Annotated in this window: 9 protein-coding genes and 3 pseudogenes; 4 read left to right on the top strand and 8 right to left on the bottom strand. The window is 65.4% G+C overall.

The genetic code is table 11. From position 1 onward, the window contains the following. Window positions 1-28: 28 nt before the first annotated feature. Window positions 29-334: pseudogene (locus ACVWZ8_RS10355) on the bottom strand (carbohydrate ABC transporter permease); the annotation flags it as partial. A 52-nt stretch (window positions 335-386) separates the two neighbouring features. Here ACVWZ8_RS10355 and ACVWZ8_RS10350 point away from each other — a divergent pair. Next, window positions 387-902 (top strand): DUF2867 domain-containing protein, encoded by a 516-nt coding sequence (locus ACVWZ8_RS10350; protein ID WP_426979433.1) that lies wholly within the window; start codon window positions 387-389, stop codon window positions 900-902. A 168-nt stretch (window positions 903-1,070) separates the two neighbouring features. Here the strand turns inward: ACVWZ8_RS10350 and ACVWZ8_RS10345 are convergent. The 4 genes and pseudogenes from ACVWZ8_RS10345 to ACVWZ8_RS10330 form a co-directional block, all read right to left on the bottom strand. Further along, a pseudogene (locus ACVWZ8_RS10345) lies at window positions 1,071-2,512 on the bottom strand (DUF222 domain-containing protein). A gap of 76 nt (window positions 2,513-2,588) precedes the next feature. Continuing rightward, the gene (locus tag ACVWZ8_RS10340; protein WP_456504580.1) at window positions 2,589-3,491 is read right to left on the bottom strand and encodes an aminoglycoside phosphotransferase family protein; all 903 of its coding nucleotides are present in this window, start codon (window positions 3,489-3,491) and stop codon (window positions 2,589-2,591) included. A 295-nt stretch (window positions 3,492-3,786) separates the two neighbouring features. Further along, window positions 3,787-4,092, bottom strand: coding sequence for a hypothetical protein (locus tag ACVWZ8_RS10335; RefSeq protein ID WP_090580274.1), 306 nt, complete (start codon window positions 4,090-4,092; stop codon window positions 3,787-3,789). 186 nt (window positions 4,093-4,278) lie between these two features. After that, a complete protein-coding gene (locus tag ACVWZ8_RS10330; RefSeq protein ID WP_456505934.1) occupies window positions 4,279-5,058 on the bottom strand; it encodes an SDR family NAD(P)-dependent oxidoreductase in 780 nt (259 codons plus the stop codon). Between the two features lie 83 nt (window positions 5,059-5,141). Here ACVWZ8_RS10330 and ACVWZ8_RS10325 point away from each other — a divergent pair, with 83 nt between their 5' ends. Beyond that, entirely contained in the window at window positions 5,142-5,747 is a 606-nt protein-coding gene (locus ACVWZ8_RS10325; RefSeq protein WP_456504579.1) for a TetR/AcrR family transcriptional regulator, read from the top strand. A gap of 596 nt (window positions 5,748-6,343) precedes the next feature. Here the strand turns inward: ACVWZ8_RS10325 and ACVWZ8_RS10320 are convergent. Beyond that, window positions 6,344-7,212 (bottom strand): annotated as a pseudogene (locus ACVWZ8_RS10320) (integrase core domain-containing protein). A gap of 584 nt (window positions 7,213-7,796) precedes the next feature. Here ACVWZ8_RS10320 and ACVWZ8_RS10315 point away from each other — a divergent pair. Further along, complete coding sequence (locus ACVWZ8_RS10315) at window positions 7,797-8,867, top strand: phosphotransferase (RefSeq protein WP_456504578.1); 1,071 nt, start codon at window positions 7,797-7,799, stop codon at window positions 8,865-8,867. 77 nt (window positions 8,868-8,944) lie between these two features. Here ACVWZ8_RS10315 and ACVWZ8_RS10310 read toward each other — a convergent pair whose 3' ends face one another. Together ACVWZ8_RS10310 and ACVWZ8_RS10305 are read right to left on the bottom strand one after the other, a co-directional pair. Then, entirely contained in the window at window positions 8,945-10,972 is a 2,028-nt protein-coding gene (locus tag ACVWZ8_RS10310; protein ID WP_456504577.1) for an ABC transporter ATP-binding protein, read from the bottom strand. Beyond that, window positions 10,969-12,708, bottom strand: coding sequence for an ABC transporter ATP-binding protein (locus ACVWZ8_RS10305; protein ID WP_456504576.1), 1,740 nt, complete (start codon window positions 12,706-12,708; stop codon window positions 10,969-10,971). Before ACVWZ8_RS10305 ends, ACVWZ8_RS10310 begins: the two co-directional genes overlap by 4 nt. 255 nt (window positions 12,709-12,963) lie before the next feature. Between ACVWZ8_RS10305 and ACVWZ8_RS10300 the strand changes: the two genes are divergently transcribed. Next, window positions 12,964-14,283, top strand: coding sequence for an ABC transporter substrate-binding protein (locus ACVWZ8_RS10300; RefSeq protein WP_456504575.1), 1,320 nt, complete (start codon window positions 12,964-12,966; stop codon window positions 14,281-14,283). The last annotated feature ends 16 nt before the right edge of the window (window positions 14,284-14,299 follow it).

Below are 14,299 nucleotides of genomic sequence, written 5' to 3'. Positions count from 1 at the left end.
AACCCGGCACCACCGGTTCGGGCATCGTCTACTTGATGCCGGTGGTGGCCACGCCCTTGAGCAAAAACTTCTGTCCGAACAAGAACACTAGGAACACGGGCAGCAGGGACACGACGGACATGGCGAACATCGGCCCCCAGTCCGAGGAACTCTGGGCATCGACAAACTGGCGCAGAGCGACGGGGACGGTGAACATGTCCGGGGAGGTCAAGTAGATCCGCTGGGTGAAGAAGTCGTTCCAGGTCCATATGAAGGTGAAGATGGCCGTGGTCGCCAGCGCCGGGACCATGAGCGGCAGGATGATTTTCAGGAAGATCCGCGGATGCCCGGCGCCGAAGCTTCCGCACCCTCGTCCCTCAGCGCGAGCCTTTCATTGGCGAGGGCCAATGACGCTCGAACCCATGCATCGTGAAATTGAACGCTTCACAAAGCCAGCACACCATCTAGATGCAGTGAGCGCATACGCATCCTTGTCGCTGCATGAATGCATCAGCAACGCTCTGTCGTGGCAGCCCACCTGGCTAAAGATCCTGTTCCTCGCGCGTGGAGGGCTTGCGCGCCTCATGCGCCTCGAGCACCCTTCAAGCCGTCCAGGCCGCCCGCTCCGGCCGGAGGAGATCAGCTTCCACCCTGGTGACAGATTCGGCTTCTTCACTGTTTCGGCCGGCAAGGAAGACGCATTCATAGTGCTCACGGCCGAGGACACGCATCTGGTCGGCCATTTAATCGTCGAAGGAGACCCGACGGATACGGGAACCGAGCACAGATTCCGGATCATCACTGCCGTCCACTACCGCCGCTGGACGGGGATGCTTTATTTCAACATCATCCGACCTTTCCACCACATCATCATGCATCGCATGATCGCCGCAGTAAGCAGGCCCGACCAACCCGTCCGGTGAGTCGAGATTGACCGGGTCTGTGATAGGCGGGGGGACAGTGGCCTGAATCGCGCTGGTCCTGGCCGATCCGGCCTTTCAGGGTCACGTCGGAGGCAGGGGCGCAGGCCAATAGCCGGCACATCCTTCGAACCTTTCATTGGACGGGGAGGGGAACATGGAGCGCCGATCCTACGCCGCGATGAACAGTGCCCAGTCAGGAAAGGGATCCACCGGTAATGGCGGCCCGGTCTCTCCGGGTCCGACGGCGCCGGCAAGTACGTCGAGCCGGTCGGGCGGTTCCAACTCCCGGCCTTCACCCGCGTGGCCGCGGTGCTGCGGCCAGTGTGATGGTTCCCAGTCTTGTTGTTCGCTGGGATAGGAGCGTCCCGCAGGTGAGATCCAGCCGGGTGGCTGGTCCCGGGTCGCGTCAACCGGCCTCCACGCTGTGGTGTGTCTGAGTCGGTGGTCCCGCCGGCATGGCTGGCCCAGGTTGGTGACGCCGGTGCCGCCTCCCTCGGACCAAGCCAACAGATGATCCGCTTCGTTATCCAGGGAATGGTTATTACAGCCCGGAAAAGGGCACCGGCCGTCCCGAAGCCGCAACCATTGGCGCATCGCCTTCGGGACCCGGTAGCTGGTCCGTCCGATCTCCAGCGGCGCTCCGCTGCGCGGATCGGTCAGCACACGCAGGAACGATCCGGCGCCATCCCCCACAAGCCGGCGGGCGATGCTCGGCGGAACGGGACCATACCCGTCCAGCGTGGCCGGTTCCGTCACGGCGCCCAAAAGAGACAGCACCGGCACGGTCACCAGGACCTGCGCCTTGGGTGACGGAGTTCCTTCCGCCACCCCCGCCAGCAGCCAGTCAGCGGCGACGTCCGCACGGAGCTGGGTCAGGGTCCGGGATTCATTCGGCTCCTGCAGGGCACGGGCCGCTTCCGTGGCACGGGACCATCCAGCCACCGCCACATCCGCAGTCACATAGGCCGAGAGCCAGGCCATGCCGTCCCGGTCCGGCACATATTCCAGCCGACGGTCCTCGACACCCTTGCGGTGGCGCGTTTCGATGCTTACGGGATGGTGCAGCTCACGCCACTGCGCGCTTTGGCCCGGAACCTGCCCGGCACGAGCTCCCCCGCCGGGCAGCCACGCGCGGCAAAGGGAGCTTCGACGTCCAGGAAATGAGCCTCCAAAGCAGCCGCCGCAGCGGGGTCCAGACCGGACGTTTCATCACACATCACCCGCGCGTGTTGCCATGAAATGCTCCCTGCCTGCAGCGCAGACAGCGTCAGGGGCAACCCAGTGGTCAGGGTGGCTGACTCCGCCAGGAGCGCCGCCGCCGATCTTTCACTCACGGTCAGAACACAGGCCACCTCTGCTGTCACCGCCATTTCCTGGGCGGTGCGCTCCTACGGGGAAACGGCTGGGCCCGCCATGGCGACGGCAGCGCGGGCATATCCGGCGGCGAAGTGCACTTTCAGCGCGGCCAGCCTGGCTTCCATGCTGCCCACCTCAGCCATACCGTCCAAGCACGCGTCCGCTTCGTCCCGAAGAGGGTCAGCGCCAGTCGAGGCCGCGTTCCCGGCTCCGCGACCGGCAAATACAGCCAACCTAGCAAGGGAGGCCTCCATGGCCTCCAACGTCTCCGCAGCTGCTCTGCCTTCCATACCCACAGCATGACAGGAGCCACTGACAATAACGCCGGCGTCAGAGTTGCAGGCGAAGTCCGTCATCCAGGATCTGCCTGATCCCGAACTTTCCTACGGCGAACATCCGCGGATTATCGTCGGAGTTGCTCAGCATGGCGGTGGACAGGATGAGGGCCCAACCGCGGGCCCTCATCCAGGTGTTCCCTTCCACTGCGGAGCCAAAGGCGCCCATGAAGCGGTGGCGAGTGCCGGCGTCGAACATCAGCCACCCCACCGCAAGATCGACAGCCGGGTCCCCTGCCCCGACGTCGCCGAAATCGATGACGCCGGCCAGGGAGCCGTCGTCCGCCAGCAGGATGTTGCCGGGGTGGAGGTCCCCGTGGAGCATCATCGCCGGACCATCCCAGGCTTTGGCGGCACAGGCCTGCGCCCACACTGCTCTCAGCGCTGCTGCCTGCGGGTAGCGTTCGTGGTCCCCGAGCCGTTCCACCAGCACAGCGTCACGGTCTGTCAGCGGCACGCCTCGGAAGGGGTTCACCGGGACGTCGGTTTCGGCGGGCATGTGAAGGGACAGTAGGAAATCGGCCAGGCCTTCAGCCGCCGGCCCGCGGCCTGCCGGGCCGACGTCGGCCGCAGCGGCTCCGGGGACCCACGGCACGATGCTCCACGGCCATGGAAAGTCCGACGTCGGCCGGCCGGCGTGGACGGGGACAGGAACAGCAACCGGGGAGCGGCGAGCTATGTCGGGAAGGTAGCGCTGCTCATGAAGTATCAGCGAAACGGCCTCCGCCCTGCGCGGCAGCCGGACGGCCAGGCCGTCACCGAGCCGGAAGGTCGCGTTGTCCCAGCCGTTCGCAACCCGCGCTATCGGACAATCGCCGAGGTCGGGCCGCTGGTCCCGGACGAGGCGCTGGACCACCGCGTTACTCACTTCCACCGTGGCTGGCGGCATTTCCGCCATTCAGAAATCCGCCTTCCTTTGTGCCCGCAATGCAGTCCGATCCTTTCCCCTGTCCGAACATAGTTCAAGACCCCAACAGCGGACGGGGCGCGGAACGACGTCAGCGTCGAAGGGTCCAAGGTGACCGCGACGCGGGGTCTGTGACTGACACGGTGTTGCGACGCAAGGAGTCCCGGCATGATCCAGCCCGCTGCAGGACATGGAAGCGGACGACGGCGGGACTCCCTGCCGTCGACCTGGGACAGCATGAAGTTGCGGCCAACTCATCCGGCGGGGACCACCGGATTCTCAGCGGTCAGCCCGCGCCTTGGCCCTCGCGGGCCACCTCTTCCAAAATCCTGGCTGTCGGCGCTGCCGTCATCAGCTGCCCAATCACCTCAGGTTTGTCCCACACCTGGCTGCGCAACTTTTCCAGAAAGCCGGTCGCGGCGTCCCTGGTGTCGAAGTCAAGGAGCACGGCCACGCTGTTCTGGTCCTCGGTATCCCGGAACAAGCGGACAGACCGGGCGCCCGAGGCGGCGCGGCCTGCGGGATCCGTGTCGAAGACCTTCTTGAAAGCCTCGTAGTCCCGGACCGGATAGCTAATCTGCAGGGTGAACATCGTCGTTCCTTTCCCTCGGGCTGTGGCAGGGACCACGATAGGCCGTCCAGCGTCTTTCCGGTAGGGCCGGAGGGCGGACTTGATCCGTCGCTGCGCTGCCCTCCTGAACGACCAGTTAACGAGGGACACCAGCGGACGACGGCGAGACCTCCCGCCGTCGTCCGGTTGGCCTTAGTGCCGCTCCCCCTACAGCGCCGACCAGCCGCCGTCGGACGCGAGGATGGCGCCGTTGACGTTGGTGCCGTCGTCGCTGAGCAGGAAGGTGATGGAGGCGGCGAGCTGGGCCGCGGTGGCGGGCGTCGGGACGGTGGCCTGCATCAGCGGGCCGAGGCGTTCGGCCGCGAGCTGGGATCCCCAGTTGGCCACGATGTTGGTGATGGTGGGGCCCGGGGCCACGGCGTTGAAGCGCAGACCTCTGGGCCCGTACATCACGGCCGAGTTCTTGGTCAGGCCGACGACGGCGTGCTTGGACGCGGTGTAGGCGGCGCCGGCGGCGGACCCGCGCAGGCCGGCCTCGGAGGCGACGTTGACCACGGAGCCGGTGCCGGCGTCCAGCATCAACGGCACCACGGCGCGGGTGAGGCGCATGAGGGCGGTGACGTTGATCCGGAAGACGCGGTCCCAGAGGTCGTCGTCCACCTCGTGGATCGGGGCGAAGTTGTCCATGATGCCGGCGACGTTCGCCAGGGCGTCGACCCGCCTGCCGGCGGCAGCGACGACGGCGGCGACGGTCTCTTCGGTGGAGATCTCGCCGGCCACGGGGACCAGGTCCAGCCCGGCGTTCTCGGCAACCAGGTCGTCCAGGCGTTCCTTGCTGATGTCGGCGGCGATGACGCGGCCGCCTTCCTTGGCGATGCGCAGGGCGGTGGCCTGGCCAATGCCCGAGGCCGCGCCGGTGACGATGACGGTCTTGCCGGCAAAGCGGCCGGTGGTGGCGGCTTCCTGCCATGTAGCTTCGTTGCCCATGATGTCCTTCCAGACGTTGCTGACGGTGATGCGGTACACCTTATGACACCCTGTGTCATTATGTAAGGGTGAATACTGGTGGGATGCCTTCGGATGCCTTTACGACCACCGTTCCGCGCTCCACCGGGCGCCCGGTGACGATTGATCCCGACGCCGTGGCCGCGATCGCGCTGCGGCTGTTCGCCGAGCGCGGCTACGAGCAGACCTCCATGGAGGACATCGCGCGCGAGGCGGGCATCGGGCGCAAGAGCCTGTATCGCTACTTCGCCAGCAAGGCCGATCTCATCTGGGGCGGCATGGAGCCGGTGATCGAGGCCTCCGGCAGGGTACTCGATTCAGCCCGCGGTCAGGGCGCTTCCGACGGCGGCGTCCTGGCGGGGCTGCGCGAGGCGGCGGTCGCGGGGGTTGCCGTCCTGCCCGATCTCGCGGTCACCCGCGGGCGGCTGCGGCTGATCGCCGACCACCCTGAGCTGGCCAGCCGGAGCTACGAGTCCCTGGCGCCGCAGCGGGAGCGGACCCGGGCGTATCTGGTTTCGGCCGGCGTCGGCGAGGATGTGGCCCGGTATCTGTGTGCCGCGTTGATCGGCGCGACGTTCGAGGCCTGGATGCAGTGGGCTGCCGGAACGGATCCGGATCCTGTGCCGTATTTGGTGGCGGCTGTGGGGGTTCTGCGGGCGCCGGAGGCTTAGATCGTCGGACCACACAAGAGAGTTACCTCTAGGTCCCAGAAGAGGGCTGCACTCTTGACGATTCAGGGAACGTGAGGCGCTTACTGGAGCCGAACGAACCACTTCTCAAGATGGATCGCAAGAGGGTCCCATACCTTCCGATCACTCCCCCGTCGCGAAAGATCCATGCACATGCTGAAATCTGGGCATTGCGTATACCCGTCCCGCAAAACCGTCGCGCTTCGGTGACTCAACCGCGACAGCTGCACATCACCGCCTGGGCCCGAATCTCGACCAACAAACGACATCTGAACGCTGAGCGGAACGGGATCGAGGGCTCGGGGTGCCCAAGGACCGGATTTAAGTCGACCACGGATTGCCTGGGAGGAACAACGAACGGCCGGGCCTGCGGGAAGCTCGCCGCTGCGCGTGCCGACGACGCCCCGGTCGTCACCAATCTAGACCGGCCGCCCTATCGGCCGGATGCGGGGAGATCCAGCCGAGATGGCCGACCTGTTCAAGGTGGCCCGGAGCGCGATGTACAAGATTGTTGGGCGCGCATCTCCTTGGGTGCCACTGATTGGGCCCCCGTTAGCAGTCCAGCGCCTATGCGATAGCTAATTGGTTCTTTCGGTCCAGTTGTCCCAGTAGCGTTTCGGCGTCATGCCGTTCAGGGATCCGTGGGGCCGTTCATGATTGTAGATAGCTTTCCATTCCTCGGCCAAATACTTGGCTTCGGCCATGGTGTCGATGATTTCTCCGGAGAGTTGCTCCCTTCTGAACTGGGCGTTGAATGATTCGATGAAGCCGTTCTGCCAAGGTGATCCCGGGTCGATGAACGCAGTATCCACCCCGGCGGTGTCGCACCAGTCGATCAGTGCCGCGGGGGTGAATTCTGGCCCGTTGTCACACCTGACGTAGGCCGGTGCGGCGCCGGTTTCTGCGATGATGTTCTCCATTACCGCGACGACGTCCGAGGCTTTAAACGACCGGCGCGGGACGACCGCCAACGCCGTGCGCGTGTATTCGTCGATGACGTTGGCCACGGCGCACAGCTGCGTGCGGAGCTCGGCTTCCTCGAAGCCCATGTCGGGTTTCTTCTTGCGGAACCCGGACCGGTTCTGCCCTATGACTTTGCACGCGAAGCGCTCGGATGCCCCGAACTTCTCCACCGCCATGCGCACGGCACGGCGGCGGGGTTCGGGGCTCAGAATTTTCCCTTCGCCACCTCGTTAAGGATGTCGATGGCCAGTTCCTTCTCCGCCAGCAGGCGCTTGAGCCGGGCGTTCTCCTTCTCCAGCTCTTTAGTTCGTTTTGACGCCTCGGCGTTCTTCTCGGACCCGTACTGGTTCAGCCACCGGTACCAGGTCGCCTCGGTGACCTGAAGCTCTTTGATGACCTCGACCATCGGGCGGCCGTCGTTGAGCATTTTCTGGCCCTGCCGGACTTTGGCGATAACCTGCTCGGGGGTGTCTCTGCGTGCCATGATTCGTGAATTTCCTCCTGCGTCCATTCTCGGACACGAAACTCACACAAACACTGGACTTCTACCTGGGGACCCAACCAAAATGGCATGATCGGTGCGGCTGAGGGTGCCGTGGTACCGTTCCCGAGTTTGTGTGGCTGAACCAGACCGGCAGCGACGAAACTCCATCGATCGTCCGTGCCAAGGCGCCATTTGGGAGGCGAACCGTGAAGAGCCTTAAACATCCTCGAACACTACAAAGGAGTCTCGGGTGTTCCATCTCGGTGCTCCCTCTTGATCACCAGTGCGGCACGCAGCGCTGCTTGGGCGGGCCCGGGAAGAAGGGGTCCATGAGGGTTCCTTAATGACCCTTTCATCGGCGCCTCATTGTTGTAGTTCATGCTGGGCGCACGAACCGGCTTGTGCCGGAAGAGACTGCGTAGGGGAGGACAGCAGGGTGAACATGTACGGACAGAGCTCGACTGCGCCACTTGGCTTGGCGGAACGGACCGCCAAGACTCCCACACTCTATGGCGTGGTACCGCTAGTTGGCATATCCGCCGGGTCCTGGAGCTGATCACATGGACTGGACCTCTCCCGTCCCCTTGTCCACCGACGACGATACCGGCACAACCTGGCAGGTCCGCCGGGCGTGGCCTGATAAGACGCCAGGATGCTACGTACTGGAGGTCCTGACACCCGGACGGGCCGGCGTCCGGGGAGCCCGCCTGCGTCAGGGGCACTTCGAACTCATCCCGCCGGACGATCCGAGGCTGCCCGCCTTGCGAGCGGAAGCGCAGCAGGGGGAAATCTTTGCGTATCGGCCCTACCGCCGGGCGGTCGTCCGGGCGGAGGGCCGCTACATAAAGATCTTCCGGCCCGGCAGCGCCGTCGTACCGGCCGAGCGCTGCGCACAAATGGACATCCTGCTGGACGCCGGCACCTTCACAACGCCCAGAATCGTTTCTCGGAAATCCCAGGACGTCCTCGTTTTCAGCGCCATCCCGGGACCTACTCTGTCGGAGCTGGGTACGAAGGGGGCCGCCGTCTCCGATGAAACGTTCGCCAACGCGTGGGAGAAGTGGTCGCGCGCCTGGGTGGCACAACTGACCGGCACACATGGGCCCGCAGCACAAAGCGTCCTCGACACCCTTCCACCCCATTTGGCAGGGCTGGAAGCAGCGGAGGTGGAGCGGTTGCTGAACCGCTGGTTGCGTCACCATGAAAACGTTCCGGAGTTGTCGTTTCAACGCGACGCTTTGCGCGCCGCTGCAGAGCAAGTGACGATGAACCTGCTTCGGACGGCACCGGATCCCTTGGTCTGGGCCCACGGAGGCCTACACGCCAAGCAAATCATCGTCACTGACAGCGATACCCCGCTGGGGTTGCTGGACTTCGACAGTACGGCCCGGGCCGAGGCCGCCCGCGACCTGGCCGACCTGGACGTCCATCTGGAGCTTCGCCTACGAGAAAACCGCATGCCGCCTGAACGTTACATCACGGCTCACTCACAGGTGTTGACCGTCGCCGAGGAACTGCACGTCAGCCCGGGTCGGTTCGCTGCGTACTCGGACGCTAGATGGCTCCGTCTGGCATTCTCTCCGTTACCGGGCCGCTTGTCTCTGGCCGTCGCCGTTATCGCGGATCGGGCGAAGCAGCATCGGAGTATGCGGTGACCACCATGGCGGCCATCGGTCACGGCCTCACCTGGCCTTACTCCTGGCTCCCGCCGAGCGGCCAAGCGTAGAACCCGCTAAACCTCCGCCACCGGCGCCGCGAACTGCGCGGCATACAGCGCCGCGTACGCCCCGCCCGCCGCCAGCAGCTCGGCATGCGTGCCCTGCTCCACGATCTGCCCGGATTCCATCACCAGGATGAGGTCGGCGTCGCGGATGGTAGAGAGCCGGTGGGCGATCACGAAGCTGGTCCGGTCGGAGCGCAGCGCGCTCATCGCCTTCTGCACCAGCACCTCGGTGCGGGTGTCCACCGAACTCGTCGCCTCGTCCAGGATCAGCACGGACGGCCGGGCCAGGAACGCCCGGGCAATCGTCAGCAACTGCTTCTCGCCGGCGGAAACGTTGGCGCCCTCGTCGTCGAGCACGGTGTCGTAGCCCTCCGGCAGGGACCGCACGAACCGGTCCACGTACGTCGCCCGGGCGGCCTCCAGAATCTCATCCTCCGATGCAGCTGGCCGGCCGTAGGCGATGTTGTCCCGGATGCTCCCGCCGAACAGCCACGTGTCCTGCAACACCATGCCCATCCGCGAGCGCAGCTCGTTGCGGGTCATCGCGGTGACGTCCACGCCGTCGAGCGTGATCCGCCCGGCGTCGAGCTCGTAGAAGCGCATCATCAGGTTCACCAGGGTGGTCTTGCCCGCGCCGGTGTGCCCCACAATGGCGACTGTCTGGCCCGGCTCGGCCACGAGATTAAGCGAAGTGATCAGCGGCTTGTCCGGGGAGTAGGAGAAGGAGACGTCCTCGAACACCAGCCGGCCCCGGCCCCCGTCAGGCGCCACTGAAGGAGAAGGATCCGGCCCCTGTCCCTCGGTGTCCAGCAGCTCAAACACCCGCTCGGCCGAGGCCACCCCGGACTGGAGCAGGTTCGCCATCGAGCCCAGCTGGGCCAGCGGCTGGGTGAACTGCCGCGAGTACTGGATGAACGCCTGCACATCGCCGAGCTGCATGGCCCCGGAGGCCACCTGCAGCCCGCCCACCACGGCGATCCCCACATAAACCAGGTTCCCAATGAACGTCATGGCCGGCATGATCAGCCCGGAAATGAACTGCGCGCCGAAACTGGCCTGGTACAGCTCCGCGTTCTTCTGCCGGAACCGCTCCTCCACCTCCCGCTGCCGGCCGAAGACCTTCACCAGCGCGTGCCCGGTGTACGTCTCCTCGATCTGCCCGTTCAGCTCGCCGGTGTGCTTCCACTGCGCCACGAACAGCTTCTGCGAGCGCTTGGCGATCATGGCCGTGGTCACGAGCGTCAGCGGAATGGTCACCAGCGCAATCAGGGCCAGCGTGGGCGAGAGGATGACCATCATCACCAGCACCCCCGCCACGGTCAGCACCGAAGTGACCGCCTGGCTGATCGACTGCTGCAGGCTCTGCGAGATATTGTCGACGTCGTTCGTCACCCGGCTGAGCAGCTCGCCACGCTGGATCGAGTCGAAGTAGCGCAGCGGCAGCTTATTGATCTTCGCCTCGATCCGCTCACGCAGCCGGAAGACTGTCCGTTGCACGACGCCGTTGAGCACGTATGCCTGCACCCAGCTGAACGCCGAGGCCAGCACGTACAGCGCCAGCGCCCACAGCAGCACGGTGGCCAGCGCGGCGAAGTCGATCCCGGTGCCGGGCGTCAGCGTCATGGCGCTGAGCATGTCCGCCTTTTGGTTCTCCCCCGCGGCACGCAGCTGCGCGATCAGCTCCGCCTGGCTCACCCCGGGCGGCAGCTGTTTGGACACGACGCCCGCGAAGATCAGGTTGGTCCCCTCGCCCAGCAGCCGCGGCCCGATCACCGAGAACGCCACACTCACGACGGCGAGCACCAGGACCAGCACCAGCCACAGCCGCTCCGGACGCAGCTGGCCCAGCAGCCGCTTCGCGGACACCCCGAAGTTCATCGCCTTCTCCGCCGGGATGTTCATCCCGGCGAAGGGTCCCCCGCGGCCGGGTCCGCCCGCGGGCCGCGGAATCCGCTCGACGGCGGGCGCCCCGCCGGGCGCCCCGGCAGGTCGCCCGGAAGCGGCCGGCGCCGGCGATGCCTTGTCCGTGGTGCTCATGCCGCCTCCTCCGCCGCGAGCTGCGAATTCACAATCTCCTGGTACGTCACCGAGGTCTCCAGCAGCTCCCCGTGCGTGCCCTGCCCGACGATCCGGCCGGCGTCGAGCACCAGGATCTGCTCGGCGTCGATGATGCTGGACACCCGCTGGGCGATGATCACCAGGGTGGCGCCGGCCGTGTGCTGCTTGAGGGCCTGCCGGAGCCGGGCATCCGTGGCGGTGTCCAGCGAGGAGAACGAATCGTCAAAAATGTAGAGCTCGGGCCGCTTGACCAGCGCCCGGGCAATCGCGATCCGCTGCCGCTGACCGCCGGAGACGTTGGTGCCGCCCTGCGAGATCGGCGCATCCAGCCCGCCCTCCATCTCCCGGACAAAGTCCTCCGCCTGCGCAATCCGCAGCGCCCGCCAGAGTTCGTCCTCGGTGGCGTCCGGTTTGCCGTAGAGCAGGTTGCTGCGGACGGTGCCGGAGAACAGGTACGGCTTCTGCGGCACCAGGCCGATGTGCCCCCAGAGCAGGTCCGGGTGCAGCTCCCGGACGTCGACGCCGTCGATCCGCACCGAGCCGGCCGTCGCGTCGAAGAGCCGCGGCATCAGGTTCACCAGGGTGGTCTTGCCGGAGCCCGTGCTGCCGATGATCGCCGTCGTCTCCCCAGCGCGGGCGGTGAAGCTGATCCCGCTCAGCACCGGCGCCTCCGCGCCCGGGTAGGCGAAGCCGACGCCGCGCATCTGAAGCTCGCCCCGGCCGGTGCGGCCGGAAAAGCCGACCGGGTGCTCCGGCGGCCGGACGCTGGATTCGGTGCCGAGCACCTCGCCGATCCGGTCCGCCGAGACGGCCGCGCGCGGGATCATGATCGCCATGAAGGTGGCCATCATGACGGACATCAGGATCTGCATAAGGTAGCTCAGGAACGCGATCAGGGTGCCCACCTGCATGGAGCCGTCCTGGATCCGGAAGGAGCCGAACCAGATCACGGCCACGCTGGAGACGTTGAGCACCAGCATCACGGTGGGGAACGCGAGCGCCATCAGCCGCCCGGCGCGCAGGGCCGTATCCGTGACGTCCTCGTTGGCCTTCCCGAAGCGGGCGGTCTCGATGTCCTCCCGGACGAAGGCGCGGACCACGCGGATGCCGGTGAGCTGTTCGCGGAGCACCCGGTTGACGGTGTCGATCCGGGTCTGCATCTTGCGGAACAGCGGGACCATCCGGGTGATGATCAGCCCGATCCCGATCAGCAGCACGGGCACGCTCACCGCGATCAGCCAGGACAGCTGCACGTCCTGCCGGACGGCCATGATCACGCCGCCGATGCTGAGCATGGGCGCCGCGACCATCATCGTGGCGGACATCAGCACCAGCTGCTGGACCTGCTGGACGTCGTTGGTGGAGCGGGTGATCAGGCTCGGGGCGCCGAAGCGGGTGACCTCCTGCTCGGAGAACTCCGCCACCCGGCTGAAGATCGAGCCGCGCAGGCCCCGGCCCAGGCCCATCGCGGCCTTCGCCCCGAAGTACACGGCGGCGATGGTGCAGGCGATCTGCAGCAGCGTCACCAGCAGCATCACGCCGCCGGTGCCGAGGATGTAGTCCGTGTTGCCCTTCGCGACGCCTTCATCGATGATGTCCGCGTTCAGGGTGGGCAGGTACAGCGAGGCGATGGACTGCGCCAGCTGGAGTACGACGACGGCGAGCAGCAGCCGCCGCTGCGGCCGCAGGTATTCGACGAGCAGTTTCCAGAGCATCCGTACTCCCAGCCACGTGTCACACGAAGTGATTCGAAGGTCAGTTTACGTCCGCTTGAGGGCGGCGGTTGGAGGCGGTTGCTGGGAGTTTGCCCATAGCTCCGGCGGACGCCCGGCTGGCAGCCGGAATGATCTCGTCAGCCGCTCACCCGCAGCGAATGTTCGGTTTTGACCATTGACGTTCTCAATTGATCGATTATGATACTTAATTATGTGAGCCGATTCACACCGTCCGTGTTTTTCAAAGGAGAAATCATGACAATGCATGAAGACGCTCTGCGCAGGGCCTCGAGCCAGGGCGGATGGGACCGCCGGACCCTGCTGAAGACGCTGGGTGTGGGTGCGGTTGCAATGGCCGGAGTTCCACTGCTTGCGGCCTGCACGGGCGGCAGCGCACCGTCCGGCAGCAGCGGCGCCAAGGTTCTCAGCTTCGGCTCCGGCTCCTCGGACGACGTGCCCAAGGCTGCCTACAAGGCGGTCACCGATGCGTTTGAGAAGAAGTCCGGCGTGAAGGTCAACACCAACGTCGTCCCCCACAACGACTTCCAGAACAAGATCAACACGTACCTGCAGGGCAGCCCGGACGACACTTTCACATGGTTCGCCGGCTACCGGATGCAGTATTACGCGGCAAAGGGCCTGCTGGCACCGATTGACGATGTCTGGGAGAAGGTCGGCGCAAACTACTCGGACGCCCTCAGGAAGGCCTCCACAGGCGCCGACGGAAAGATGTATCTGATCCCGAACTACAACTACCCGTGGGGCTTCTTCTACCGGAAGAGCCTCTGGGCCGAAAAGGGCTACGCCGTCCCCCAGACCTTTGACGAGCTGAAGACCCTCTGCGCGAAGATGAAGGGTGACGGCTTGATCCCGATCGAGTTCGCGGACAAGGACGGGTGGCCGGCCATGGGCACCTTCGACTACTTGAACATGCGGCTCAACGGATACCAGTTCCACATGGACCTCACCGCGCACAAGGAGAGCTGGGACCAGAAGAAAGTCAGCGATGTCTTCGACACCTGGAAGGCTTTGCTGCCCTTCCAGAATCCCAACGCCCTCGGCATGACCTGGCAGGACTCCGCGAAGTCGCTCGGGGACAAAAAGTCCGGCATGTACCTGCTCGGATCCTTCCTCACCCAGCAATACACCGATAAGACCGTTGCCGACGACATCGATTTCTTCCCGTTCCCGGAGATCGCGATGGAGGGCCAGGACTCGATCGAGGCCCCCATCGACGGCCTCCTGCTGTCCAAGAAGGGCGGCCAGAACCAGGCCGCGAAGGACTTCCTCGCCTACCTCGGAACGCCGGAGGGCCAGGACGTGTATGCCTCGGTGGATTCCTCGAACATCGCCACGGCGAAGGGTGCCGACACCTCGAAATTCACGCCGCTGACCAAGAAACTGGCGGATTCCATCAGCGGCGCCAAGAACATCAGCCAGTTCTTCGACCGGGATGCGCTGCCGGCCATGGCCAACAACGTGATGATCCCGGCCCTACAGTCCTTCATCAAGGACGGAAACATCGATGTGAAGAACCTGGAAGCCCAGGCCAAGTCGCTGTACGCCTCCCAGTAGCCACGACATGTTGCAG

It is taken from the genome of Arthrobacter sp. UYCu723, from assembly GCF_054059215.1.
The sequence above is the reverse complement of the archived record's forward strand: the minus strand, read 5'-3'. Positions and strand labels throughout refer to the sequence as shown.